The 25541-nt window shown below is 33.0% G+C and carries 25 protein-coding genes; 2 read left to right on the top strand and 23 right to left on the bottom strand.

Annotated elements, in window-relative coordinates:
- Positions 1-87: 87 nt before the first annotated feature.
- Complete coding sequence (locus tag BMY33_RS15330; protein WP_139195670.1) at positions 88-513, top strand: hypothetical protein; 426 nt, start codon at positions 88-90, stop codon at positions 511-513.
- Positions 514-579: 66 nt separating this feature from the next.
- On the opposite strand, the gene BMY33_RS15335 is transcribed toward BMY33_RS15330, so the two are convergent.
- The 10 genes from BMY33_RS15335 to BMY33_RS15375 all read right to left on the bottom strand — a co-directional run bounded on the left by BMY33_RS15335 (position 580) and on the right by BMY33_RS15375 (position 9622).
- Positions 580-1461, bottom strand: coding sequence for an aldose 1-epimerase family protein (locus BMY33_RS15335; protein WP_244543035.1), 882 nt, complete (start codon positions 1459-1461; stop codon positions 580-582).
- 65 nt (positions 1462-1526) lie between these two features.
- Positions 1527-2189, bottom strand: a complete 663-nt coding sequence (locus BMY33_RS15340; RefSeq protein WP_091410166.1) for a hypothetical protein — start codon at positions 2187-2189, stop codon at positions 1527-1529.
- An 18-nt stretch (positions 2190-2207) separates the two neighbouring features.
- Positions 2208-2429, bottom strand: a complete 222-nt coding sequence (locus BMY33_RS15345) for a hypothetical protein (RefSeq protein ID WP_091410167.1) — start codon at positions 2427-2429, stop codon at positions 2208-2210.
- A 111-nt stretch (positions 2430-2540) separates the two neighbouring features.
- A complete protein-coding gene (locus BMY33_RS15350; RefSeq protein ID WP_170837091.1) occupies positions 2541-3935 on the bottom strand; it encodes an RtcB family protein in 1395 nt (464 codons plus the stop codon).
- Positions 3936-4070: 135 nt separating this feature from the next.
- The gene (locus tag BMY33_RS15355) at positions 4071-4712 is read right to left on the bottom strand and encodes a hypothetical protein (protein WP_091410169.1); all 642 of its coding nucleotides are present in this window, start codon (positions 4710-4712) and stop codon (positions 4071-4073) included.
- Between the two features lie 326 nt (positions 4713-5038).
- Entirely contained in the window at positions 5039-5614 is a 576-nt protein-coding gene (locus BMY33_RS15360; protein ID WP_170837092.1) for an RNA polymerase sigma factor, read from the bottom strand.
- Positions 5615-5942: 328 nt separating this feature from the next.
- Entirely contained in the window at positions 5943-6608 is a 666-nt protein-coding gene (locus BMY33_RS15365; protein ID WP_091410173.1) for a DNA-binding response regulator, read from the bottom strand.
- Between the two features lie 12 nt (positions 6609-6620).
- Positions 6621-8603, bottom strand: a complete 1983-nt coding sequence (locus BMY33_RS15370) for a tetratricopeptide repeat-containing sensor histidine kinase (RefSeq protein ID WP_091410175.1) — start codon at positions 8601-8603, stop codon at positions 6621-6623.
- Positions 8604-8726: 123 nt separating this feature from the next.
- Positions 8727-8879 carry a hypothetical protein gene (locus BMY33_RS23530; protein ID WP_170837093.1) on the bottom strand — a complete coding sequence of 51 codons (153 nt, stop codon included), beginning with the start codon at positions 8877-8879 and terminating at the stop codon, positions 8727-8729.
- A 512-nt stretch (positions 8880-9391) separates the two neighbouring features.
- Positions 9392-9622 (bottom strand): hypothetical protein, encoded by a 231-nt coding sequence (locus BMY33_RS15375; protein WP_091410176.1) that lies wholly within the window; start codon positions 9620-9622, stop codon positions 9392-9394.
- Between the two features lie 183 nt (positions 9623-9805).
- Here BMY33_RS15375 and BMY33_RS15380 point away from each other — a divergent pair, with 183 nt between their 5' ends.
- Positions 9806-10816, top strand: a complete 1011-nt coding sequence (locus BMY33_RS15380; RefSeq protein ID WP_091410178.1) for a helix-turn-helix transcriptional regulator — start codon at positions 9806-9808, stop codon at positions 10814-10816.
- A gap of 7 nt (positions 10817-10823) precedes the next feature.
- Here BMY33_RS15380 and BMY33_RS15385 read toward each other — a convergent pair whose 3' ends face one another.
- The 13 genes from BMY33_RS15385 to BMY33_RS15445 form a co-directional block, all read right to left on the bottom strand.
- Entirely contained in the window at positions 10824-11474 is a 651-nt protein-coding gene (locus BMY33_RS15385; protein ID WP_091410180.1) for a Pycsar system effector family protein, read from the bottom strand.
- 13 nt (positions 11475-11487) lie between these two features.
- Positions 11488-12729 carry a cation:proton antiporter gene (locus tag BMY33_RS15390; RefSeq protein WP_091410183.1) on the bottom strand — a complete coding sequence of 414 codons (1242 nt, stop codon included), beginning with the start codon at positions 12727-12729 and terminating at the stop codon, positions 11488-11490.
- 2 nt (positions 12730-12731) lie between these two features.
- Positions 12732-13385 carry a potassium channel family protein gene (locus BMY33_RS15395; RefSeq protein WP_091410184.1) on the bottom strand — a complete coding sequence of 218 codons (654 nt, stop codon included), beginning with the start codon at positions 13383-13385 and terminating at the stop codon, positions 12732-12734.
- An 11-nt stretch (positions 13386-13396) separates the two neighbouring features.
- Entirely contained in the window at positions 13397-13780 is a 384-nt protein-coding gene (locus BMY33_RS15400; RefSeq protein ID WP_091410186.1) for a YHS domain-containing (seleno)protein, read from the bottom strand.
- A 14-nt stretch (positions 13781-13794) separates the two neighbouring features.
- Positions 13795-15750 carry a thiamine pyrophosphate-dependent enzyme gene (locus BMY33_RS15405; RefSeq protein WP_091410187.1) on the bottom strand — a complete coding sequence of 652 codons (1956 nt, stop codon included), beginning with the start codon at positions 15748-15750 and terminating at the stop codon, positions 13795-13797.
- A gap of 17 nt (positions 15751-15767) precedes the next feature.
- The gene (locus BMY33_RS15410; protein WP_091410189.1) at positions 15768-16151 is read right to left on the bottom strand and encodes a DUF2721 domain-containing protein; all 384 of its coding nucleotides are present in this window, start codon (positions 16149-16151) and stop codon (positions 15768-15770) included.
- A gap of 5 nt (positions 16152-16156) precedes the next feature.
- Positions 16157-16903 carry a hypothetical protein gene (locus tag BMY33_RS15415; protein WP_091410191.1) on the bottom strand — a complete coding sequence of 249 codons (747 nt, stop codon included), beginning with the start codon at positions 16901-16903 and terminating at the stop codon, positions 16157-16159.
- Between the two features lie 39 nt (positions 16904-16942).
- On the bottom strand, positions 16943-17449 hold the full coding sequence (locus BMY33_RS15420; RefSeq protein ID WP_091410193.1) for an outer membrane beta-barrel protein: 507 nt from the start codon (positions 17447-17449) through the stop codon (positions 16943-16945).
- 13 nt (positions 17450-17462) lie between these two features.
- Positions 17463-19073, bottom strand: a complete 1611-nt coding sequence (locus BMY33_RS15425) for a glutamate synthase-related protein (protein WP_091410195.1) — start codon at positions 19071-19073, stop codon at positions 17463-17465.
- Positions 19074-19187: 114 nt separating this feature from the next.
- Entirely contained in the window at positions 19188-22715 is a 3528-nt protein-coding gene (locus BMY33_RS15430; RefSeq protein ID WP_091410196.1) for a BamA/TamA family outer membrane protein, read from the bottom strand.
- A gap of 19 nt (positions 22716-22734) precedes the next feature.
- The gene (locus tag BMY33_RS15435) at positions 22735-23115 is read right to left on the bottom strand and encodes a hypothetical protein (protein WP_091410198.1); all 381 of its coding nucleotides are present in this window, start codon (positions 23113-23115) and stop codon (positions 22735-22737) included.
- Positions 23112-24767, bottom strand: coding sequence for a CRTAC1 family protein (locus BMY33_RS15440; protein WP_244543036.1), 1656 nt, complete (start codon positions 24765-24767; stop codon positions 23112-23114). The genes BMY33_RS15435 and BMY33_RS15440 overlap by 4 nt, the downstream gene beginning before the upstream one ends.
- Positions 24764-25426, bottom strand: a complete 663-nt coding sequence (locus BMY33_RS15445) for a DUF6796 family protein (RefSeq protein ID WP_139195673.1) — start codon at positions 25424-25426, stop codon at positions 24764-24766. The genes BMY33_RS15440 and BMY33_RS15445 overlap by 4 nt, the downstream gene beginning before the upstream one ends.
- Positions 25427-25541: the final 115 nt, after the last annotated feature.

The following is a 25541-nucleotide window of genomic DNA, read 5'->3' on the forward strand; positions in this document are numbered from 1 at the left end:
TAGCAATAGCTTTTATAAAAATTTTGTATAATTCACCGCAACCATCAGGTAAGAGTTTCATCTATGAAATAACATATAACTTTAATCATGAAAAATATACTTGTCCTTCTTTTAATCGGAATTACAATTTTGAGCTGTTCGAACGATGATGATGTTGCAAACCCAACTAATTGTGATTTTACAACTTTGGTAGATGCTTCAGAATATGCGGATGCGCCTTCAGATCAAGTAACCATTAATAGTGTAACAATAGCTGATAATTGTTTAAAAATCAATTTTGGAGCGTCAGGTTGTGATGGAAATACTTGGGAATTAAAATTAATTGATTCTGAGAATGTATTTGAATCCAATCCGCCCCAAAGAAATTTAAGATTATCATTAAGGAATGAAGAAGCTTGTCAAGCGTTTATTACACAAGAATTGGATTTCGATATTTCAAATCTACAAGTTGAAGGGAATCAAGTTTTGCTGAATATTACAAATTCTGACCAAAGTATTTTATATGAATACTAGAAGGTTTTAAAATAATTTTAGAGTTGATTGGTTTAAAACTTAAGAGATCTAATATTTACTTTTAAATCATCTACAATCAATTATGGTGATTGTATAGTTACTAGTATGTATTTTTCCCTCGTCAAGTTTTTGAATTCCTTCTTTTTCTTCGATGTTTTGTGTTGTTTCTTCTATATCAGCATATCCTAACCAGGGTTCTATGCAAACATAGGAAGCTTTGGGTTTTGCCCAAATACCAAGATCCGGAAAATCGTTAAAATCCATCGATAAAACAGGCCCCTTAGTCTTATGAGTAAGTGTTGCTTTTTTGGCGTGTATCTTTTTGAAAATTAGAGCATCCTTATCAAATAGATTTTCGGTAAGCTGAATTTTATGATCTTTAATAACAGAAATAGTATCTTTAGATATAAGACCTTCATCACTCAGTATATTACTTTCAGAATTATTAATATTATCAAGGTGGATATAGAAATCTTCATATGTTTCTGATGAATTAATAGGACAATTAAAAGCTGGATGTCCTCCTACCGAAAAAAACATAGTTTTAGAATCTTTATTCTCTATACTATGGGAAACAATAATTTGATTTTTGATAAGTTCAAAACTAATAGTGAATTTGAATTTGAATGGATAGCTATTCAATGTTTCTGAAGAAAAAGGTAAAGAAAACGAAGCTTTAGAAGGGGGTGTTTTCGTTCCAACTATGTTTTTGTTATAACGAATAAATCCGTGTTTTGGTAAAGAATAACTTTTCTTTTTATAAGTATATGTTCCATTTTTTAGTCCGCCAATAATAGGAAACAGCACAGGAGCCTGACTTGCCCATATAGTAGGATCACCTTGCCATAAAAATTCTTTATTATCTTTTTTGGTTTTGATACTTGTTAATTCTGCTCCAATACTATCAATACTAACAATTAGGTGGTCGTTTTCTATAGTGTGAATCATATACGTATTATGTTGGTTAATGGTTATTACAAAGGTAAAGAAAGAAGTTACTACAATATATGAACCTATAGAAAAGGTTCTAAAAAACCTATTAATTTTGTTCCATCCGCACTCCATCGGATTCCATGTCCGCTAGGTACTCTAATTTCGTATACATATTCGTGCTGATAATGATAAAAGATATTCCACCAGGTTTTATTTTCTATAATTTCTAGAATACGTTGTTGCACTTTTTCTTCTTTTTGAGCAGGATTACCTTTTATCTCTCCCCAAAAATTATCAGTAGATCTTCCGATATGTTTTTCCCAAGCTCTGGTAGCTATACAGATTTGATGATTAAAAGGAGTAAAACAACTAGCTAATAAGGTTTCTTTTAGAGGAGGAATTGCTTTCTCATTTTTTAAAGAGGCTGAAGTCCATCGTTGTCCAATCAAGATCAAAAGGTTTTCGAAAGGAGTGGTTTCTATAATTTTCGCCCAATTTCTTGCTTCCGTATTTTGATTGCCAAGTAAAGTTTCAAAATTTTTGAAGGCTTCGGATAGTGAAGATGTTATTTCTTCATCAAAATGGGGGAGTGGATGTTTATCTGGAACTCCAAACTGATGATAGTGTTCTAGATTTTTGGAGAAAACCTGTAGATGTTCTTCTTGTAAAAAATCAGCATAGCGTTCCCTCCAGGAATCTGAAAGGAACTGTTTGCTGTTTTGTAAAATTGAAAATAAATTCATTTCAGTTTTTAAATTCTTTTAGGCATCCCACCACATGGTTTTTTTATACAAAGGAAATTCTACTAATTCATTATTTAATTTTTTGCGTAAAACAACTTTGCTTTTAGTGCGATATTCTCGTCTCTTTTCTCTTGTATACTCGCTACCTAACTTCCACCATTTCTGAGCGTTTTGCGTTCTCTTTTTCCTTTTATGACTTGTTTTGTAATTATAAAATTTCTTGTTGTCATAAGATTTCATCTGTATTAAATTTTAAGTTAAAAACTTAATACAGGGTTCCTTTTTTAATTTGCATTTTACAATTCTTGTTTATCACACTGAGCTTTTCGAAAGGCTCAGGTTGAGATATAATTACTTATTTCTATTTCTTCTCTTTACTCTCCAAGGAGCATTGATACTAAAATCTCCCGCCATAATAGATCCGTATGGCATCACTTCGTCTATTACAGTACCCAACCCAAATTCCTCCATCTGATTTCTTACAGTTGCGGCATTTTTATAAGCACTAGGTAATTCAGAAATATCAATTTCTTTAGAGAAAAAACGCACATCTAAACCTTCTGTTTCGATGGCAAAGATTTCTTCATTAGTTTGTCCTTCTTTATTTCTCTTATGCTGCGTTCTACTCATATTTCTACCTGCTCCGTGTGGTGCAAATCCCAAATTATTTTCTGTAGTTGCTCCTTCGACAATTAATACAGGTTCAGCCATATTTAATGGAATCAATCTTGGTCCTGTGATATCTGGCATAAACTTTTTATCTAATGGTGTTGCTCCTTTTGCATGATAAAATAAGTCACCTTCTTTAAAGACAAAGTTATGTTCGTTCCAATATCTATCTTCTGCTTCTAGATCTAACGTTTTCAAAGTTGCATCATGAATCACTTCATGATTTAATTTTGTCCATTTTCTGATCGTTTGTAATGCCGACCAGTAGTTTTGACCTTCTTCGGTATCAAAAGGAATCCAAGCATTTTGCTTTAGTGTATCTGGAGATAAATCTTTTCTGAACTTATCGGCGATATGCATTCCTTTTTTATACAATCTGGCTCCGACACCTCTGGATCCGTGATGTGTGATCATCATGGTATTTCCAGTTTTGGTAGAAGTTCCTACAAACAGAAAATGATTTCCATCTCCTTGCGTTCCTAGATGTTCCCTAGCCATACTAATATCTTTATCTTCTCTAAGAAAGAAGTTAGATTTAAATTCTGCTAACAATTCATCGGTCAGCTGATATTGATGTCCTCTAGGCCTTCCGCCAGGTCCAAAATGAGTACTGGCATGTGCAGCATCTAATACTTTTTTAGGATCCATTTTACCAAAATCAGTTAACATCACAGAACAGCAAATATCTGCGCTATGCATTCCTGGATGAATTGCATTTTTAGCGACTACTACGCCGCCTACAGGAATAGTTCCTTTTGGGCCAGATGGACATGCATCCGGCATCACGGCACCGTTTATAATTGTTGGAGTTTTCATCAATTCCTTCATGGAGTCAGTTACTTTGGTAACATTATCTTGCTCTAACTCGTTCTCTGCTTTAATATTAATTTTAAAGTCTATAGCAGTTTTATGTAACTCCTGGATAGGAGGCATTTTATATTGTTCTAAATAGGTATGCATTGCTTCATCAGCTAATTGATGGGTGTTGATATGTTCAATAGCTTCTGGGAACCATTTACCAGATCTAAATCCTAAATCAATCAATGTCTTTCCGGTAATGTTAATTTTATTTTTCATTGTATTTCTAATTAATGAAGCAAAGATTAGATTGTATTGCGCAATAGTTTTGCGTAGTGTAATTAATAATCAAAAAAAATCCTCAAAAGAAATATAACCAATTGAGGATTTAGATACTATTAAACTAGATATTTTTTACTGCCTAACAAAAACCTTTAAATCATCACTTTTTTTCATCGCATACGAAAGTGATTTGTCACTAAATGATTTTTCGGGTTTGTAATTGCTTAGTGATAACACATTGGGTAGTTTCATACCCCAAGATCCAGATTTTTTGCTTTCTCCTGGAACAATCACAACTACATGGCCATATGTTTCTGCAGTGTCAATGATTAGTGCTAAACCACCTCTATTGGTATGCTCTAATGCTTGATCTATGGTTTGCTGAGTTACAGTTCCTAATTGCAACCAACTCTTAGATCGCTCTGCAATAGGACGAATACTGTCATATATCACATATCCCGATTTTTGGTCCTTAAATTCTGTTACTTCAAAGACTTTGGTAATCGTTTTGGAGATACTATTTCTGCAATCATTTCGTTCTGTAGCTGCTTTTTTGCATATGATAAAATTCTCTACCTCTTTGTCCAGATCAATATTAGCTGGTTTTACTACCGAAGAGGTTTGATAATTATTATTTTTCTTTTCTGCTTCTTTTTCTTGATTATCATCAGTGGATTCTATTTTATTCTCAGTATCCAAAGTTTTTTCTTTTTGCTCGTCTTTACAGGCGAATAGACAAATAACAAGAAGTAGTAGCGGGATTATTTTTTTCATGTTGTTTAGTTTTAGTGATGTAATGATAGGTGATTTTTTATTAGGTTCAAAGATATTTTTATGCTCAATATCCGGTTGTGTAACATTAAATAATAATTTTAAATATTAAAATGTAGGGTTTTTCTGGAGTTGGCTGTTTATAGTATAAAAAATGGCTATAAAGAAGAATATGAGTTAATTCTCGTTTTTTCATAAGCGACAAGTCAGTCGTCAGTGATTACTTTTTTAATGCAGAAAACCAGGATCCCGGCCTGGTTTTCTTTTTTTTAGCTATTCTTAAATTTTCTTAGCTATATCTTTTTAAAGTAAATAACTTTTGTAATTAGCTATGCGGTAATTCTAAGTTCACGATATAATGGATCTTTTTCGATCATCGTTAATAATTGTTTTTTGACATCAAATTTCTTTTTTCGAGTATATCCCTCCGTATACCCAGTGATTTTTGAAATTTCCTTCGCAGATTTCCCTTCAAAATATAACAGCATTAAATTTTTGTTATCACTACTTAATTTCTGGAAATGTTTTCGGTATAAATGTTCACGTTCTTGGTTTTCGATATCCTTGATTACGGATTCAGTTACATGTTCTGCACTCATAAATTTTGTCTCATCATGAACTACTTTATGTTTATTGCGCAATCGAGTTCTCCAAGTGTTTTTGCAAATCCCATAAAAATATGTTGTTAATGGAACGTTTATTTCTAAAGTTCCAGATTTTAGTTTTTGATACAATACCACTAACGCATCCTGAAAAACATCTTCTACATCCTGCATATTACCATCATTTCTAAGGATATACCCTTGGATATATCTTACATTGTCACGATAGAAAACTTTTAATGTCCGTTGATCTCCCTTAATGATTCCGGATATTATTGCCTGATTTGCATCCATTTTTCCCATTACTTTTTTGTTTATACCGTTTGTTTTTTGATTGGAATACTTAAATAAAATCTTACTTTTTTTTGATGGTACAAACATAGATTTACTAGCGCGGAAGTCCTTACAGATTTCCGTAATCAAAGGGAATTTTTTTAGAAAAAACAGTTTTTTTAGTAATTGTTATCTAACTAAATATAATTGCAAAAAGCAGATGAAAAATGTACATCGCGATTTGATCAAAAGATCTACACGTAATCCTACTAAGAAGGATTTTTTTAAAGAAAATATTTGTAGAAAAAGAGATTAGAAACAAATAGCTAAGAATATAGCTCGTAGTAGATTGCTTTTTTTACAATAACCCCAAATCTTTTACAATTGCAACTAGATGTGTGGTGTTTTTTGCTTTAAAGTCATCAAAGAGTTTACTCACTCTTTTGTCAATAGTACTTTCGCTATTAGGAGAGATTTTTTGTTTTTTTAATTTCTGTACAATTTCTTTTTTAGTGAAACCGAGTGCAAGTTCTTCTAGTAACATAATATCAAAATCATCTAAATTGATGATATTATCGGTGTTAGCATCCGTTACTTCTGATGGAAGCACGATATCACCTTTATACACACCTTGTATGCAGTTTACTAAATCTTTAATTGCATGTTGGCCTTTGCATACATAGCCATTTATATCAAGTTTTTGGAATAACATATTTATCTTATCAGGTCTGCTTTCCTGAGAGTATACGATTACATTAATGGTAGGGTCTATTTTCCGAATGTCTTGTATGAGTTCTATACCAGAAGTTCTGGTCTGCACTTTATGATCTTCTTTAAAAGAAAGATCTGTTATCAGTAATTCAAACGGGTCTTCACTTTGATGAGCTTTTCTAAATTTGATATATGCATCATCACAGTATTTAGCTTCCTTAATATCTAGAATACCTACTTCGTCATTTAGTACTTTTACGATACCTTGATTGGCAATTTCATAATCTTCTGCTACCAATACTTTTGTAAACATATTCGATCCTTTTTAACACGGGATTTTAATCTCAGCTTTAAAGCCTTTATTTTTTTCTGAGTCAAAGATAATAGTTCCGTTGATAGCTAGAATACGCTTTTCCGTATTACGGAGTCCATTTTTTGATTTTATAGCTGATTTTTGGATACCCACACCATTATCAGAGTACTTAATGATTAGGTTGTTTTTTTCATTTTTAAAGACAATAGCAACTAAATCTGCTTGACTATGTTTTTGCATATTGGTCATCAGTTCCTGTAATACTCTATAGATAGTAATTTTTAGGTTTTTATCCATAGTATTCCAAACGATTTTGTCGATACCTCTTTGTACCAATCTAATATTGTTTTTGGTATAGTTGGTCAACATATCCGTTAACTCCTCTAAGTAGGTTTCATCTACCTCGAACTCACTATTTTCTCTAGAGATATCTCTGGCTTTGGTATAGGCGGTATTGAGTTTTTTGGTAATCTGCGGATCGTGTGGATCGTTTTGATATTGCATCATTACCTGAAATATATCATTACCAATTTCATCGTGTAACCGTTTAGAAATACGGGTTTCGGTTTCATAAGCTGCCTGGAACTCTACAATTTTGTTTTGTTGCGCTAAATATTTGGTTCGCTGTCGCGAGAAATAGATGATAAACCCAATAAATGTAGCAAGTAGTAAGATCCCAAGGAGATAGATGGTGTTTTGATTTTGGATTTCTACAATTTCTTCTTTTTTCTGCTGGTTTTCTTTTTCTAGATTTTCGCTTTCGAACCGAATTCTGGCGAATTTATCTCTAAATAAATTATCTCTTTTGGTTAGGCTGTTGCTTAGTTTGATATACTCCATCGCATATTTTCTTCCTTCTTCTGGAGGAGAAACTTGTGCTAATAAATCATAGGCTTGAAGAAGTTCTACATTTTCGTTTACTAAAGGTGAAATGTCTTTCGTTTTTGTAGCATATTGTTTCGCAAGCTTATTGTTACCAATGGATTGATAATACTCTGCTAAATGCAGGTTACTAGTAGAAATACCAACTATATCATCTATACTATCTCGTATGCTATATGCTCTTTTTAATAAGTATAAAACACTGTCATTTTTTTTGTTATATAGAAATTTTGCATAGCCTAAATTGTCTAATAGTCGAGCGAATCGTTTAGGTCTAGTGCTTAAGAAATATTTATATGAGAGTGCCTTTTTGTAGTATTCTATTGCACGATCATATTTTTGTTGAGATTTATAAGTTGTACCCATGTTGTTATATGATATAACTTTATATAAAGTGTCTTTAGAAGTGCCTTTAGAGTGCTTAATGGTTTCTAAATGATATTTTATTGCATCATCAAAACGACCTAATTGTTTGGCAATTATTCCTAAGTTGATATAAGATATTGGGATATATGATGCATTTCCTGATAATTCAAATTTTTCAATAGCTTTAACCGTGAGTGCTTCACTTTCATTATAATCTTTTACTTTTCTGGATAATTTGGCTAGATCTATTAATACAGTTCCATGATCGTGTATATAATCAACTTTATTTATTTTTTTTTGATTCCCAAACGTAGCATAAATTTTGTTTGAGTTATAGAAAAAATAGTAAGCGCTATCCAGTACTTGTTTTTTTCTATAATGAATTCCTAAGTTTAAATATGATTTAGCAATACCTATTGAATCATTTGATAAAATTGATAATTGTAGCATTTCCTTATCCATATTTTTGGAAACTTCATAATTTTTTAATTCATAATGAATAGCAGAAATTTTTCGAATTTTATTTCTCTTGTAAGTATTGTTTTCTAAGGTTCTGTATATTGAATAAGCTTTTTTTAAATTGTTTTTCCTTTCATTTATTGATAAGTTTTTGTCTGAAGCTATTTTAAGATATTTTTCAATTTTATTAGATTTCGTAGGAATTTCTTGATTATTGTTAATTTCTTTAGAACAATTGTAAAACGAAATAAAAATAATAAATAAAAGATATACTACTTTTTTTCTCATAAAATTATAAAACTATTATTAATGAAATATTGATAACACAATAAGATAATGCTATAAAGTTATGGAATCTAAATAGAAAAAGGATATTCATTTGATTGAATATCCTTTAGATTATAGAAAGTTTTAATTCTTAACAGTTTCATCATCCTCATCTTCAGTAAAAGAAGTTTTCTCTACTTGCTCAACTCCAACTTCTTCATTGATAGAAGGAGGGTCGCAAGAAACGAAGTTTAGACCTAATAATACGGCTAATAGTAAAAATCTTAAAGTTTTCATGTTGTTAGTTGTTTGATATTCCAATTGTTGGGGTACGCCCATAGGTTGCAACCCCAGTTGGTATGTGCCCACATACCTAATACCTATGGGAAATGATCAATAAGGTGGGAAAGTGATCCTAGTGCAGTTGCGATACCTTACTTTCCCCTTTTCGGGTAGCGGCAAACTGCAGTTTGGATGGGTTTTGTCTTCGATGGAGTTTGTCTAAATACTTAGACATCTTTTCGGCTACGATTAGACTGATTGTTTAGCTCAGACTGATGTAGATCGATAGACAAAACGAGTTTTGTAACCTTTTTTTAATAAGCGTCATAGAAATGTATACCTAGATACGTTCGATATATGAATGTTGTTATCTAACAATAAGTGTCTGATATAATCTACCTTGTGTGTCTATTAGTTTGTCGATTAGCCATTAGCTTATCGTGAGTACTATGTGAACACTTTAAGATTTTGATACCTTTTTTGATTTGTCGATAAAGACAAATCCGCTTATCGAGAGCTTACAACATCTAAACTATATGCGAAGTAAAGCTGTCTGTTACTAGCACCTCACGAATGTGTATACTAGTTAAATTCAACTCTTTTTCCAGTACTGTTGTACCGTTTGCATTTGGCATTTTTACTGGAGTAGCATTAACAACCGAAGTGTGTAACCCTAATCCGTCGAAGCCTGCTAATGCATCGGCTAACAGATAATTTCTGATCTCCTGCTCCTTTTTAGAAAATTGATTAAACTTCATTGTTTTATTTTTTTGTTGTTAATTAATTGAAACTCTTTTTTTCGAATATACCCTGCATTATTGCAGGATTTTACTTCTAAAGTTTCTTATTGTTTTGTTATTTATAGTACAAATGTCTGTGAGTAGTACGCATTCTTTTTGCGTAGTAAAAAATATTTATTATTTTTTCTAAAATATTTTTACATGGCTTCTAATAAAAATGCTTTAATACGGTATAAAACGATTGATCAATGCTTGCGCAATACCTTTAGGCGTTGGGTGTTGGATGATCTTATCGAGGCATGTTCTGATGCATTATATGAATATGAAGGAAAAGATGTGTATGTAAGTAAGCGTACGGTACAATTAGATATACAGATGATGCGTAGTGATAAATTAGGATATAATGCTCCTATAGAAGTGTATCAACGCAAATTTTACCGATATGCAGAGGAAGATTATAGTATTATGAATATCCCGGTGACAGATCATGATATTAAAATTATGAACGAGTCTATCCAGATACTACGCCAGTTTAAAGACTTTTCGTTGTTTAAGGAGATGAATGGAGTTATCGAACGGTTAGAAGATTCTGTATATGCAAATGAAAAAGACAACATACCTATTATTCATCTCGAAAAGAATGATCAGCTTAAAGGGTTAGAACATATCGATAGATTGTATCATGCAATACAGAACAAGCAGGTTCTAAAAATGGCGTATAAATCCTTTAAAGCTAGAAGTGAGAGTGAAATTCTTATTCATCCACAATTACTAAAGGAATTTAATAATCGATGGTTTTTATTAGCGTTGGGCAATAAAAGAAAGCTCTTGACTACTTTTGCATTGGATAGGATTGTTAGTATCCATAATTCTGAAGAAGATATTGTTTATATAGATCAACATATTGATGGTGATATATATTATAAGGATGTAATAGGAGTGACGGTTTCAGAAAATGTAGTGCCAGAGCTTGTAAAGTTTAAGATAGACAATAGAAATGCCCCTTATGTAATCACCAAACCATTTCATACATCTCAAGAAACAATATCAAAAGATGAACTTGGTACGACTTTTACGATTAAGGTTCAAATTAATTTTGAGTTAGAACGAGTAATTCTTGGCTTTGGTGATACAATAGAGGTGTTAGCGCCAGAACGATTACGTACCAGAATTCATGGAAAGCTAAAAAGAGCTTTGGAGAGGTATGAATAAGCTTGTTTTAATTAAAATATCCTCCAAAAAGCAAATGGCATAGTATAAATGCAACTACAGAGAGTATAATACCAATAAGGAAAACATTAAATGATTTACGTAGTAGTTTAAATTTTCGATCAATTGTTTTGCCTAGGTGAAACGTGTCTTTGGCGATGGTTCTATATAATTCATCCCCTTGATTCATCAAGTCTGTTAACTCTTTCACGTAGGTTTCTTCTTCCATATCATGGAAATTACCGTAAAACATAAGGTTATTAGACTCTCTTTCACCATGTTTTAACTCTGGTCTAGTTGCTATTACTGCATATGTAATAGAAGCCAGATTGGTAAACAATATGAGCATTGCGGGATAAATAAGATGAGGGTCTCTATCTAATTGATCCAAAACGGTCCCCAATACAATGGAAAGAATCAATGCATTAATAGAAATCAAGATATTTGATTTCCTATCGATCATAGAGTTTAGTGTATATTGATTTTTAGAAAGTAATCTGAATAAAGTTTCTACTCCTTTTTCTGGTCTAGGTTCTATTTTAGAAAGTTTTTTCTTTAGAGCTTTTAGCTCATCTTTATCTACTTGTAACGCTTCCATAAGATGTTTGTTATGTAGCTTCTCTAATTGCTTGGTGTTCTTTTTGTCTGCTCCTTCTTCCATATGTGGCGTACTATTATGAATATAGTTTTTTAACCAATTTACCGATACTCAATCCTTGCGCAATAATAGAAAAAAATACAACTACATAGGTGATATATAATATGACCTCAGAAGAAGGATTGTCTGCTAAGCTTAGTGCTAATGCCAGTGAGATACCACCACGTAAACCTCCCCAGGTTAAGATGGTAACTGTTTTTATAGGACTCATTTCTGAATGTTTAAGTAAGGAATATGGTACAAGAACTGAAATAAATCTTGAGAAAAGCACAATAAAAATAGCAATAATACCAAGTGTTAAATATCCGGTGTCAAATTTTAATAGATGTATGGCTAAACCGATCAGAACAAACAGAATGCCATTAAAAACATCATCGAGTACTTCCCATATATCATTGATCAGTTTTCTTGTTGGACCTTGATTGGACGCCACATTTAATTTATTACCAATTAACATTCCTGCAACAACCATAGCTAGTGGTCCTGATACGTGTATTAGTGATGCCAATGCATATCCACCCATGACAATAGCAAGACTGATCATTACTGATAATTGTGGGTTTTCTTTTACAGATTTTATGCTTTGATATCCTAGAAAGCCTAAAATAGCACCATATAGAATTCCGCCAACAGCTTCTTCTAGAAATAATTTACCGATTTCTAAACCAACAGAACCTTCTCCGTGATGTTCTCCCATTCCTGAAAGAATTAGTATTCCGGAAAATACAACAACTCCGATACCATCATTAAACAAGGATTCGCCTTCAATTTTTATCCCCAGACTCTTAGCTATATTTGCTTTTTTTAGAATGGCCATTACGGCAATTGGATCTGTAGGAGAGATTAAAGCTCCAAAAAGCAACGCATCTAAAAACGGTAATTCGATACCCAGCAATTGTGCTGCCCCAAAAGTAAGTCCACCAACAATGCCTGTAGAAATCAAAACCCCTATTGTGGTAAACAATATAATAGGCCATTTTTCTTTTTTTAGCTCATCAATGTTCACGTGTAGTGCTCCGGCAAACAAAAGAAAACTTAAAATTCCATCTAATAGTAAGCTTCTAAAATCTGAACTGGCAACAATATCGCAGAAAAACTGATAGAAATCTGGTACTATATCTTTACTCAGCGTAATGATTACAACCGTAACCAAACTCATTAGCATGAGTGCAATCGTTGCAGGCATTTTTAACCACTTGTAGTTTACAAAACTAAAAAAAGCGGCAATTGCAAAAATAATACTGAAGGACTGTAACATAGTTATTTTGATTTTACATTAATGTATTTTCCAACAAAGACAGCAATAACAATAGCTAGATAAAACTGACCAATAATATTCATGACTAATGTAATGGATTGAGCTTGTGGGGTAAGAGGAGTAACATCACCATAACCTACTGTAGTGATACTAATAAAGCTAAAGTAATAAAAGACATATCCTGAATAATCTCCTCTTAGATGAAATGATCTAGGATCTATAAAATGAATGGTTTCAAAAAGGATTCCACCGATGATTCCCAAATAAATAAATCCCAATATGGGACCAAGAATAAACTGAAGATTTATTTTTTCTATTTTTCTTAATTGTTGTAGCAATAAAAAACAGAAATATGAAAACAATAGAAATGAAGACGCTAATCGAAATGCTTTTATCATTTGTATACCTGGTTTAGAAAATTCTAACCAAATAAATACTAACGCTACAGCACCTAATATATGGGTTCTGATTCTTGTTTTAGTACGCGAAGCGATTAATGAACTAGCAAGAATTACCAATGTATAATTTAGAACTACTGCATGAGCAGGATACATTTCGGATATTGTAGCGTGAATAGGAGTTAACAGGAAATTAAACACACTGATAAGTGCAATTAAATACTTATAGGTGTTCAATATTTCTGTTATTTTTTTCATAGATAAGCTGATTACGAATTCATTTTTTCATAGGCCGCATCGGCAAGGGTTCTTTTGGCTTCTGGATCTTTTATCCATTGTCTTTTGGCATCTATAATCCCAAAAAATAAACGTGTAAAAAAATAGAGCTTACCATCTCTTATTTCCCAACTTTTAGGGTTTGGGTTTACCTGTTTGTCTTCAGACATGGCAATGGCACAGAAGCCGCCATATTGCGGAGCAAAAGATTGTGGGGATTCTTCAAACCTTTTCTTGTTATCTTCCGTTGAAAAATAATAGGTTGCTTCATTATAAAAAGAACTAATACTGTTTTTTCCTTTTTTAGGCTTTTTATCGAAAAATGACACTACATCATATTCTTGAGCAGCGATTCCATCTTTTAAATTTTGAATCATTTGTTAAATTTTAATTATATAAGGTTTACGTCTGTAATTATTTCTAGTAAAGCAGGACCATTATGATCTCTTAGTTTTTCTAATGCAGGTAATAAATCTTCTTTTTTAGTAACTTTAATTCCCAAAGCACCACAGTTTTCAGCGTATTTTGCAAAACTCACATTGTGAAGGGATGTTTGCCAGACATCTACTTCTGCAGCTTTTTGTTCTTTAGAAATCTTTCCTAATTCTGAGTTATTTAGCAATACGTGTTTGATATTCATATTGTATTTAACCAAGGTCATCATTTCACCTAAATATTGACCAAAACCACCATCGCCAGATACGGACCAGATTGGTCTTTCTTTTCCTTGCGCTGCCCAAGCTCCCATCGCTGCAGGTAATGAAAAACCAATGGATCCTAAGTATCCTGACATTAAAATAGATTGGTTTTTAGGCTCGAAATAACGCCCGAATGAGTAGGTGTTGTTTCCAACATCTACTGCGATTACAGCATTTTCTGGAGTGACTGTATTCATCGCCTCGAATACTGCAATAGAACTGATTCCTTTATCGCTTTGATCCTTTAATCGATTTGCTTTTTCTTCTTTCCAAATATCCCATCGTTCTGCAATTTCTGATCTTCTATCAATAGTATTGATGTTGTTTTCTGTTTGTTCCTTTATTAGCGATAATGTTTCTGAGATTTCTCCCCAAAGCGCTGCATCTACCTTATGAAATTTACTCAATGCTGTTGGATCATAATCTACCTGAATAATTGGTTTCTTAGGAGTGATTCCGGTATGATTAGAGAATGAAGCTCCAAATACGATCAATAAATCACTTTCGTTCATAAACCAAGATGCAATAGGAGTTCCACTACGACCTAATACACCACATCCCAATTCGTGATTATCAGCAATAAGACCTTTTCCTTTGAAAGTAGTAATGACAGGGCATTTTAATTTATCGGCAAAAGCAGTAATGGCTTCCATATGAAATCTTGCTCCGTGTCCTACGATAATGGCTGGTCTTTTTGATTCTGAAATCATCGAAACTGCTTTTGTAACCATTTGTTTTGGAGGAGAAATATTCATTGGTGTTATTCTACCTTCAGGAGTTTGCGCTTGTTCACCTATTGTTTTTGGCATAAAAGCTACTTCATCCGGAAATGTAATATGTGATACATTCCTGTTTAGTAATGCACTTTTGATAGCTAAACTCATTAATTCACTATGTTTTGAGTTTTGCTGTACTGCGTGATTAAAATCTGCAACGGTTTGGAATGCTTTAACTAAATCTACTTCCTGAAACGCTCCAGTTCCCATCACTTGGGTATTTACTTGCCCAGAAAATGCTAGTAGTGGTGCTCTGTCTACTTTAGCATCCCACATACCTGTGAACATATTGGTAGAACCAGGCCCTGCAATACCAAAACACACTGCGGGTTTTCCCATTAATTTTCCATAAGCCGAAGCAGCAAAGGCGGCTGCTCCTTCATGGCGAATCCCGAAATATTGCAATTTTCCTTGTTCCTCTAATCGCATCATTGCATCGGCTACACCAAGATTGGAGTGTCCTACCATTCCAAAAACAGTATCGACATCCCAGTTAACCATGGTTTGCATCATAACATCAGAAATAGTATCCTTATGTTTAGGTTCTTCTGGAATACCAACAAAAATAGCATCTCCGTCTTCTTTTACTTCAAAAGTGGTAACCCCATCATCATAACCTCCTGGAGGTAATCCTGTACAAGGGTCAAAATCCCAACCGTGCCAAGGACATCGTAACAAACCATTCTCTATAGAGCCTTCTCCTAGAGGACCTCCTTGATGCGGACATTTATTATCTAAAGCAGAAAATTTACCATTATAATGAGTCAGACAAACACCTTGGTGACCAGCGGTCACAGTTTGTACCCTTCCTTCTGGAAGTCGGTCCTTGTTATCCAATACTTTATACCAAACGGTTTCTTTTTTTTGAGTCATGATTGTTTTTTAAGATGTTAGCATTTATTGAGATATTGGTCTTGTCTGATTTTTACAGCCCTAAATGAATACAAAATGAGAGCAATTAAGCCTAATAATGCGCTGATAATACCAGCGATGGTAATATAAATTGTAGCATTAAAATTAATTTTGAAACTTTTATAAATTCCTGAAACTAATGCGGAAATCACAAAACTGGCGACGGCAACATATAAGAAAACCATCGCGCTATTTAATAGCTTAAGTTGTCTTAGTTTTCGTTCAATCAGTTTTTCTTTTATTGGATCTTCAGTAATCAATGTTTTAATCTCTGTACTGAGATTAACCAAAAGATTAGAAGTTGATAATATCAACAGTCCAATACCTGGTATGATAGTCGCCGGTAGATACCAATTCTCCATAATTTTTACTTTTTATATATAGAAAGAGCTTCTTCAAAAAAAGTAACTCCATTGTTTTTATGCACACCGGAAACAGGTAGGATAGCACCTTTAAAGCCTTCATTTTTCCATTCTCCAAGAGATAGCGATTTAAAGTTTGCTGTATCTACACTATCGTGACCTTGGTAAGCACTTATGTAGAAGTAATATTCATTGTGAGCTGTATCAGGAATAGCTAGACCCAATCCAATAGAAAGACCTGCTTCGTCTTCTAAAGGAGCAAAAGCTCCAGTATCAAAATGATGAGGCCATATTCTAATTTCAGAATCTAGTTTATTTTTATCCAGAAATTCTCTTAAAACGGTATGTGCTAATATTCTTTGTTCTTTTAATTGCTGGAGTGCTGAGGCATCTTCTAATTTGAATACATAGTCATCGTTAATTTGATAAGGTAGTTCATAGTGAATTTCATATGAATAAGGAACAGTGATATTACTATTCGTTGCCATTCTATTAATCCATTGTAAAACTTCCGCATGGGTTGTGCCATCTAATCGTAATGTACTTTTAGAACTGGAGTCATTCCATTCTAATGTAAAAAGATCATAACTAAGAGAAAGAACAATTGGTTTATTGTCTAATTTCCTTGTATAAAGCGTTCCTTTTTCTACAGAAAATCCAAGATTCGTATGACTATCATCATCTTTTTTTTCTACAAAACTTATTCCAGCTGCTGCAAGATATTGAGCCGCTAAATGCATTTGAGTTGTCATAATGTTGGTTTTGTTAGTTTATGTTGTTTTATTAAAAAATTAATCACCTATGTTTTCTTTATGTTTAGATAAAGTAAATATGACTCCAACTGTTATGAATTCATCATTTAGTTTTCCTGTAACACCTTTGTACTCGGCAAAAGCAAATAAATCACCTATCCTATAATGAGCACCGAATCCATAGTTCCATCCTAAAGATTCGTCTTTCTTAGTTTCATCGGTTCGGTTAATTAATTGTTCTTTCTCAATTGTATAATTGACTCCTGAAAGAGGGTATATCCCAATTTTATGAGACAATTCTACGATATAGTGCGCATTAAAATTTAGATCGGTAATCGTTAGTTCATAATCACTATTAATTTCCTGATAAGGAAAAAACGTAGCTTCTGGGCCAAAACAGATTTTTTCATTTACACCATAAAATAATCTTGCGTTAACTCCAATGATTCCTTCTTCTAATTCTACCGAAGGACCGAATCCAGCCATTAGTTCTTGTTGCGCATTACTATTAATATGGATTAATAATAACCCAAGATATAGTAACAATTGTTTTGTATAACTAAAGCACACCTGCATAGTTAATGCCAGTTAATTTATGCATATCTCGATCAAAAGTTGATAAATCATCATGATTGAATTTTGAAACATCATCGTATCCACAAGCTCTTGCAACAACTTTAATTAAGTTATTAGTTGCATCAAAATAGTTATGTAGCTGCTTTGCTGATGATTCTATAATCAATCTGCTTCTTAAAGATTCTTTTTGCGTTGCGATACCTACTGGACAATTGTTACTTCCGCAAGCGCGCATCCCTAAACAACCGATAGCTTGTAAAGCTGAATTAGATACTGCGATAGCATCAGCACCGAGCATCATTGCTTTTGCAAAATCCTCTGCTATTCTTAATCCTCCAGTAATAATCAGGGTAACATCCGTAGCGCCAACTTTATCAAGATATTTTCTAGCTCTTGCTAAGGCAGGAATTGTAGGAACATTAATATTATCACGCAAAATTGTAGGCGCAGATCCTGTTCCACCACCACGTCCATCTAGGATGATATAATCTACACCAACATCTAAAGCAAACTGGATATCTTTTTCGATATGACTGGCTGCAATTTTAAAACCAATTGGGATTCCACCAGTTCGTTCACGGACTTGTTCTGCAAAAGCTTTGAAATCTTTTACACCATGAAAATCAGGAAAAGTTGCAGGTGAAATAGCTGTTTCCCCTTGATTTAAACCTCTAACTTCTGCAATTTCTTTACTTACCTTACTTCCTGGTAAGTGACCACCTGTACCGGTTTTTGCTCCTTGTCCTCCTTTAAAGTGAAAGGCTTGTACTTTATCTAATTTATCCCATGAAAAACCAAACTGAGCTGATGCCAATTCATAAAAATACTTGGTGTTGTTTTCCTGTTCTTGTGGTAACATACCACCTTCACCAGAGCAAATTCCGGTTCCAGCCATTTCGGCACCTCTAGATAAAGCAATTTTAGCTTCTCTAGATAAAGCTCCAAAACTCATATCACTTACAAACAAAGGGATATCTAGATGTAAAGGTTTTTTTGATTTAGGACCAATTACCACTTTGGTAGCTACTTCTTCATGATCCAATAAAGGTCTACTTGCTAATTGAGCAGGTAAAAACTGAATATCATTCCATTTAGGTAATGTATTTCTGTCTACACCCATAGAGGAAGAAAAACCATGATGCCCTAGATTTTTTAATCCATTTTTAGCAAGCTCCTTGATGTATCCAGTATAAGGTTCGGTATCTTCTGGATGTGTATCTGCGTACGCTCCTAGATATTCGTCTCTATTAAATGGTTGAGGTTGATTAAGAAGATAATTATCAATTTCAGTTTCATCTACATATAGGGTATCACCTTCAACCTTAGTACTGAACTTATGTAAAACCTCTTTGTTATTGTATTCAGAAACACCAGTGTCATATCGATAATCCCATCCATGTACACCACAAATTAAATTATGTCCATCCACATGTCCATCCGACATTAATGCACCTCTATGCAAACATCTACCATATAATACGGATATTTCTTCATCAAATTTGACGATAACTAAGTCTAATCCATTTACTAAAGCGTGTGCAGGCTGTTTATTTTCTAAATTACTGATCTGGGCAATTGCTACAGGTTTTTTCATGTGATATTTCAGTGTTTTGATGTTAGTTATTTTGAAATTTATTCCGTTACTAATCAGAATAAATATGTTATTTGGTCTTCAGGTTTTAACAAAACTTTCAGTATTGTTGAATTTTTAAAAAGCAAATCCAAGAACAAAAGCGATTCTTCCTCCATCGGAACTTGCATAGTATCCTAAGTTCGCTGTAAAAGAATCTAGTCCACTAATCCAGAAAGATCCTCCTGCACTGTTATGCCATTTATTAGAATTATCATTTTCTAACCAGACTCTACCATAATCAAATCCACCTGTCAGTCCATATTTAAGAGGAATAAAACTTGTCTTAAATTTACCAAGTTTTAATCGTAAATCTGTATTTTGATACAATGAATATTTACCTACAAATCGTTCATTTCTAAAACCTCGTAATCCTTTTACACCTCCAATCTGGGCACCGTGATAAAATTCGAAATCATCACCTAAAATGACTTCTCCTCCAATTTCTGTTGCTAGAACAAGGTTTCCTTTTTTATTTAATCTATGGTCTATATCAATTTTTGGCTCTAAATAACCAAAGCTGTTATCACTTCCGTCAATTGCCGTTTTATAGCCCGCAGTAAGTCCTATTTCCATTCCCAGCGTTGGAAAAGCGATATCATCTTTATTTTGAAAAGCATAGGTAACTTCTGCTCCTGCATAAGTTTGTTGATCAAAAACATCGTTCGCAATTGGTATATTGTTAACGAAACGACCATTCGTGTTTTCTAATTCAAAGGATTCTATGAGGGGCTTAAATTGGAAATATCCCCCATCTCTTCCTCTCCAAATTAGTGAGATTGCGGCGTTCCATTTTCTAAGTCGAACTCGATTGAAATCTAAATCTACAAGATCTTTGTCATAATCCGTTTCATTACCAAAACCAAAGAAGTTTTGAGCAAAGCTGGGACTAGTATATAAACCTTCTACACCAAAGTTCCAATTATGAAAAATATGAGAAAATTCACCTTTATAAGATACATCAAATCCTCCAGAACCCGTATAGAAAGAGGCGCTAATCGAATGTTTTTGGGTGAAAGGATTTCTTTGCAATCCATAATAAGTGAAATTATCCAATACACCTACTCGCAATCCATCATCTGGATTAAACGCTATTAATGGAAGTATTTGATTAAAGGAGTATTTTCTTTTTTTATAATCATAATTATTAATATCATAATCATCTACCAACCATTTTTTAGAACGCTTATTTACAATGGTGTTATTTTTGTTTTTATAATCATATAATTTTATTTTCTTAGTGTTTTTAAAGTTGTATGTATCGTTTTTCTTACCACCAATTGCTTTTATATTAATTAGGTTATCACCTTTTCCTTCCACATTAAAAGTATCATTACCATCTAATCCATATAACCAGATTTCTTTAGTTTCTTCTTTATTGAATGTTCTATTCAGAATACCAATATCCTTTCTTTGTATTTCTATATTGGTCTGGCCATTAGGTAGTCTTTTTATAGTAAAAACATCATCTTTTAGGGTGCCAGCAATTACTTCAAAGTTGTTGAGGTGTTTATAGTATTCCTGAGCAATATCAACGATATTGGATCTTCGTCCTTTCAATTTCTTTTTGATGTCATTGATAGTTTCACCTTTCATTTCTTCAGGAATGTTTTCAAAAGCTTTTTCTATTACTTCATCCGTAAGATTTTCCTGAATATACGTAGCTTGTTTTTCCCATTTAGACCAGTCCGACCCATTAATAAAGGTCATGTCTAACGGATATGGGGTTTGACTAAACCATTTGGGACTACGTAATTGCTCATCGTAGGATTGCATCTTTCGTAATCCGGGTATAGCGCAGGTCAGGAAGGAGACGATACTACCATCAAAAACTGAGAATGCTTGGTCACGATCTCTAGGTATAGGTTTACAAAATTCTGTTCCATCTTCTTTTTCGAACAATGCCCATCTCCATTGATCAGGATGTCGATCCCAATCACCAATTAACATGTCAAATAATCGTGCACGGATATAAGAAGGTTCATCGACAACAGATTTACCAGTTTTATGTACTTCTTGTAATACATCATTAGAACTAAGAATTTTTTTAGGTTTCCCAAAAGATGCCAGATCACTATGACCAGATTCTACACGTTCTTCTATTAAATAGAGTTCATCTCCAAAACTATTATTAAATTCACCTAAGGTTTCTTGCTTTGGGATGTAATATAAACTAGGGTTTGTATGGAATACATCAACAGCATCTGATAGTGTGCCGATTGTAAAAGGAGTATAGGGATGTGCTGTTGTATAGAAATCTAATAAAAATCGATCTGCGTAACTATCTTGTAAATCTTCTTCGACATATTTGTCAAGAAAAGCAGTAGATTGAATAAATTTTGTAGCACTTTTTCGTAGTGCACGCATTACATATTGTTTACCATCTTTATCGACTAATCTGAGTGAATTGGATTGATGCCCTCCTCCTTTTCTAACCGGTGTTAAACCTCCTTTAAGAGTATCCAAAAAAGCTACCTTAGCTTCTACTGGTTTACTATAATATTTTCTATAATGCTGTCCCCATAAGCCTTTGTATAATTTACTCTTTTTAGTTTCATCAGTACTATAGACAGATGAACTCTGAGTTGCAGAAAAACTAGTAGTAGGTTTTAAAGTATTTGAAGTTTCTACTTTTTCGTTGCGCAATACCGTTGTATTGAATAAGGGAAATGTATTTTCATTTTCTAAAGAATAATAATGAACAGTGGCTTTACCATCAGTATAGATGTCTAGTTTAACATATCCTTTTTGCGTACTTGTAAAATCTCCTTCGAAAGCACTTTTAACAGGTTCTGTTTTTCCAATAGAACCGCTTATGATTTGTGGAACTCCATATTTGTTAATGTATTGCAGGTTTTTGCCTTTTCCGGACACAAAAATTATATTTTCGTTTTGTCGCGCCATCGTGGTAATTCTATTTCTAAAATTACGATACTGCTTATTCTGAAAATCTTGGGTAGATGTTCCGGCTGTATTTGCTAATAAACCTTGTTTAGAATAGGTGTGTATTGGGTGGTGTATTGCGACAATCTTAATTTTGTCTTGGGATTTTTTCAAGATACTTTCTAATTCCAGAAAGAAAAGTGTTCTGTTTTTTATATCACATTCTTCATTAAGATAGATATGATTATTCCAATTTTCTAAATACCACTGGGAATCAATAGTTATTAGAACTACATTTTCACTAATCTCTTTTTTCTTTATTGGACACCCGTTATCCGGATAGAATTTGGCGTTACTATTCTTTTGAATATATTTTTCTAATTTTCTGATGCTTTTGTTACCTCTTTTAATCCAGTCATTAGCACCAGGAATATAGATGGTGTGTTCATCAAAGGTAGATAAAGTTTCTAGTTGAGTTTTTAATCTTTGTTCTGATTTTTCATTTACAAAACCATTTTCTGAAGCTGCATTTCCTACAATAAACAACTTAGCATTGGAAGTTTTTTGGGCTTCTGCAACAATTCTAGATAAGTTATTTTGACTCGTCACATTACCTGTGTTCGAGCTTATAAAAATGGAAGTTTCGATTTCTTGACCATATGTTACTAGTGTACATAAAAAAGCACATAATAACCATACGTTTTTTGTTAGTTTAATTTGCATAATATAAGTTTTAATACAATCAATTTCCTGAAGAATCACTCTTCAGTTGATATATTTTTAATACTATAAGCCCCGTAAAAAGTAACAATGAATAATAACACATAGGAATTCCTCCTCCTGTTTTAGGACATTCACCATTACCCGTAAATTGCATTATTGATGCAATTATCGCAATCATAGCAGCTAATCCCGTAAAGAAGAAATATAATTTGTTGTATTTTCCTAGGATGTGTGAAATTAAGGGAATTATAAAACAGATTAAGATAATAACACAAGCTGGAATTATCCATATTTTTGGACATCCATTACCTGTTTGTATTTCTTCTATTACTAAACTTCCTGTACCCAGAATCCCGATTACAAAAAGCAATGCTACTACTATTTTGAGAATTTTTTTCATTCTTCTATTTTTGAAATAGAATCGTTTGTTACTTTCCGTAATTCTCGTTCTTTGTAGATGTCTACAACACTATTGATTTTGGGATTTTCTAATTCGAATATAGAACCATTAGCATAATTTACCACAATTTTGCGAATGGAGGATTCCGTTCCTAATCCAAAGTTTAATAAAGCAGTTTGATCACTTGCTAATCCTTCTCCAGAAACCAGCCAATCTGTTAGTTTTTTAGTATCTGTTTCTATAGTGACTTTTGCTCCTTGGGATTCTGCATTATCTTTTAAATCTATTTGTATATAATTATTGGTTCCTCCTTGATTAATATACGCTAGTGAAGGTGTGTCTATATTTGTCCATACCATATCTAAATATCCATCTTGATTAAAATCACTCACTAAAGATGTAATACCAAAGTGAGGATTGACTACACCACTTTCTTCTTCTGTTGGGACAAATGTGTGATCTTCTTTCTGAATAAGAAATCTGCCTGGTAATCTAAATAATTTGTTGGGAGCAAGGTCTACATAATTTTCAGCTACCATAAGATCTTGTAACCCATCATTGTTCATATCTGCAAATGTGCAACCCCAGGAAAACTCATAATTAGCAATTTTAGCTTCTTCTGCAGCATCAGTAAATTTAAAATCACCTTCGTTTTTGAACAATATCCATTTTTCATTAAATCGAGAAGCGTCTTTAATATCTCCTTTAGCTAAAAATCGTGGTAATGTACTTCCTGTATTAGAAAACATAAAATCTACTAAACCATCGTTGTTGTAATCACCAACTGCTAATCCCATTGGATATGCGAATTTTTTTGTTAACGGGTTCTCCTTCATTGTAAAGGTAAGATCACCATTATTTTTATAAGTTCTGGCTTCTCCTGTGTCATGAACAACTACCAAATCTAACCAGGAATCATTATCAATATCAACTAAAACTCCTTGGAATGTATTATGAACATAGTCCAATCCCGCTTGTTTGGTAATGCTTTTAAAAGTATTATCTCCATTGTTTAGCAACAATTCGCTAGTAGATCCATAGTCATAATCTTCAAAGATTGTTTGACCTTCCATTAATTCTTTTTTCAAATAGGTCGCTAAAAATATATCTATATCTCCATCTTTATCTATATCTCCGACAGTTATACCTGCTGGATTTGACTTTTCATTTATAGGAGTATTGATCGTTTTAGCAGTAAATTTACCTTTAGTATTGTAATATAGATGTAGCCCATCTTCACGTCCGATTAATAAATCAGTATAACCGTTGTTGTCAAAATCAGCAGAAACTACACCTACAGTTGTAGTAGTGGTACCTTTATCAGGTAAATTAGTTTCTGAAGAGATATTTACAAATTTATTGTCTCGATATGCAAAAATTTCATCTTTCTGATTCATTCCTCCACCAAAAAAAAGCTCATCCACATTATCGTTATTAATGTCTATTAATGCAGATGGGGCAATAGGTAATGATTTTTCGCCATTATATTGATGTGTAAAATCAAGTGCTATCTGTTTAAACTTAGGAATCTGGTCAGCATCAATAGATACATCATATTTATCAGAAACAGCATCTCTCCAGAAGAATCCAAGCACTAGGATAATGAGAAGGAGAACTAGAATTCCTAAAATTTTTAAAATCTTTTTAATCATGAGTTGGTCTGTTTTTCTTGTTTGTAAAGATGATATAATGAAAGTGCAAAAAGAATAAAATGAGTTACGTTCATTGCAATCGGAGCTAAGTGTTTGCTTAATGGTTTAGCCCAAAAAAGTGTAGAGAAAACCAATAATAGAATTATAATTGGATTAAATATTGCCATCCATTTCTTATAATATGTACCTCCTTTAAGAATGGTCATCACGAATACGATAGAAAGTAATGCAATAACAATTCTTAAGACCTGCACTAATATTTCCATATGATTGGTATAGTGATCAAGAAGTATTTGATATGTATTTGAATCAATAGATTCTTTAAGATGAATGATGTTTCCGATAGAAGCTCTGGATCCAATCCATATTCCTCCTACAGCAAAAGCTATAAACCCTATTCCAAGTGTAATACGAGCTAAGGTTTCATTACCAGGTTTTAGCATTTGATATATGTGAAGATATCCTGCAAAATAAAAAGGTAATCCAATTACTGCTAAAAAATGACCAGTAGTCATATTTTCTAAAGGGACAAACTTGAAGAATTCATAGTTCTCCGCATGACCTAGAATATTTTCAGAATAATGTAAAAAATGTTCTCCTAAGCCTACAAGAATAGAAGCTAACAAGCCTAGGTATCCTAGGATTTTGGTGGTTTTCATTGTTGCGTTCATTAGTTAGTTTTTATTTTGACGAAAAATTGCAACGGAACTTTCAATAGCAAATACAATAGGATGAATGTCGATATTCTTTCAGTTATTATTATTAGCAATTGCC

Origin of the sequence: Aquimarina amphilecti (assembly GCF_900109375.1) — a bacterium.
Lineage (GTDB): Bacteria > Bacteroidota > Bacteroidia > Flavobacteriales > Flavobacteriaceae > Aquimarina > Aquimarina amphilecti.

Coding starts and splice junctions, on each gene's coding strand:
- BMY33_RS15330 (WP_139195670.1), top strand. CDS start 88: ATGAAAAATATACTTGTCCTTCTTTTAATCGGAATTACAATTTTGAGC.
- BMY33_RS15335 (WP_244543035.1), bottom strand. CDS start 1,461: ATGATTCACACTATAGAAAACGACCACCTAATTGTTAGTATTGATAGT.
- BMY33_RS15340 (WP_091410166.1), bottom strand. CDS start 2,189: ATGAATTTATTTTCAATTTTACAAAACAGCAAACAGTTCCTTTCAGAT.
- BMY33_RS15345 (WP_091410167.1), bottom strand. CDS start 2,429: ATGAAATCTTATGACAACAAGAAATTTTATAATTACAAAACAAGTCAT.
- BMY33_RS15350 (WP_170837091.1), bottom strand. CDS start 3,935: ATGAAAAATAAAATTAACATTACCGGAAAGACATTGATTGATTTAGGA.
- BMY33_RS15355 (WP_091410169.1), bottom strand. CDS start 4,712: ATGAAAAAAATAATCCCGCTACTACTTCTTGTTATTTGTCTATTCGCC.
- BMY33_RS15360 (WP_170837092.1), bottom strand. CDS start 5,614: ATGGGAAAAATGGATGCAAATCAGGCAATAATATCCGGAATCATTAAG.
- BMY33_RS15365 (WP_091410173.1), bottom strand. CDS start 6,608: ATGTTTACAAAAGTATTGGTAGCAGAAGATTATGAAATTGCCAATCAA.
- BMY33_RS15370 (WP_091410175.1), bottom strand. CDS start 8,603: ATGAGAAAAAAAGTAGTATATCTTTTATTTATTATTTTTATTTCGTTT.
- BMY33_RS23530 (WP_170837093.1), bottom strand. CDS start 8,879: ATGAAAACTTTAAGATTTTTACTATTAGCCGTATTATTAGGTCTAAAC.
- BMY33_RS15375 (WP_091410176.1), bottom strand. CDS start 9,622: ATGAAGTTTAATCAATTTTCTAAAAAGGAGCAGGAGATCAGAAATTAT.
- BMY33_RS15380 (WP_091410178.1), top strand. CDS start 9,806: ATGGCTTCTAATAAAAATGCTTTAATACGGTATAAAACGATTGATCAA.
- BMY33_RS15385 (WP_091410180.1), bottom strand. CDS start 11,474: ATGGAAGAAGGAGCAGACAAAAAGAACACCAAGCAATTAGAGAAGCTA.
- BMY33_RS15390 (WP_091410183.1), bottom strand. CDS start 12,729: ATGTTACAGTCCTTCAGTATTATTTTTGCAATTGCCGCTTTTTTTAGT.
- BMY33_RS15395 (WP_091410184.1), bottom strand. CDS start 13,385: ATGAAAAAAATAACAGAAATATTGAACACCTATAAGTATTTAATTGCA.
- BMY33_RS15400 (WP_091410186.1), bottom strand. CDS start 13,780: ATGATTCAAAATTTAAAAGATGGAATCGCTGCTCAAGAATATGATGTA.
- BMY33_RS15405 (WP_091410187.1), bottom strand. CDS start 15,750: ATGACTCAAAAAAAAGAAACCGTTTGGTATAAAGTATTGGATAACAAG.
- BMY33_RS15410 (WP_091410189.1), bottom strand. CDS start 16,151: ATGGAGAATTGGTATCTACCGGCGACTATCATACCAGGTATTGGACTG.
- BMY33_RS15415 (WP_091410191.1), bottom strand. CDS start 16,903: ATGACAACTCAAATGCATTTAGCGGCTCAATATCTTGCAGCAGCTGGA.
- BMY33_RS15425 (WP_091410195.1), bottom strand. CDS start 19,073: ATGAAAAAACCTGTAGCAATTGCCCAGATCAGTAATTTAGAAAATAAA.
- BMY33_RS15430 (WP_091410196.1), bottom strand. CDS start 22,715: ATGCAAATTAAACTAACAAAAAACGTATGGTTATTATGTGCTTTTTTA.
- BMY33_RS15435 (WP_091410198.1), bottom strand. CDS start 23,115: ATGAAAAAAATTCTCAAAATAGTAGTAGCATTGCTTTTTGTAATCGGG.
- BMY33_RS15440 (WP_244543036.1), bottom strand. CDS start 24,767: ATGATTAAAAAGATTTTAAAAATTTTAGGAATTCTAGTTCTCCTTCTC.
- BMY33_RS15445 (WP_139195673.1), bottom strand. CDS start 25,426: ATGAAAACCACCAAAATCCTAGGATACCTAGGCTTGTTAGCTTCTATT.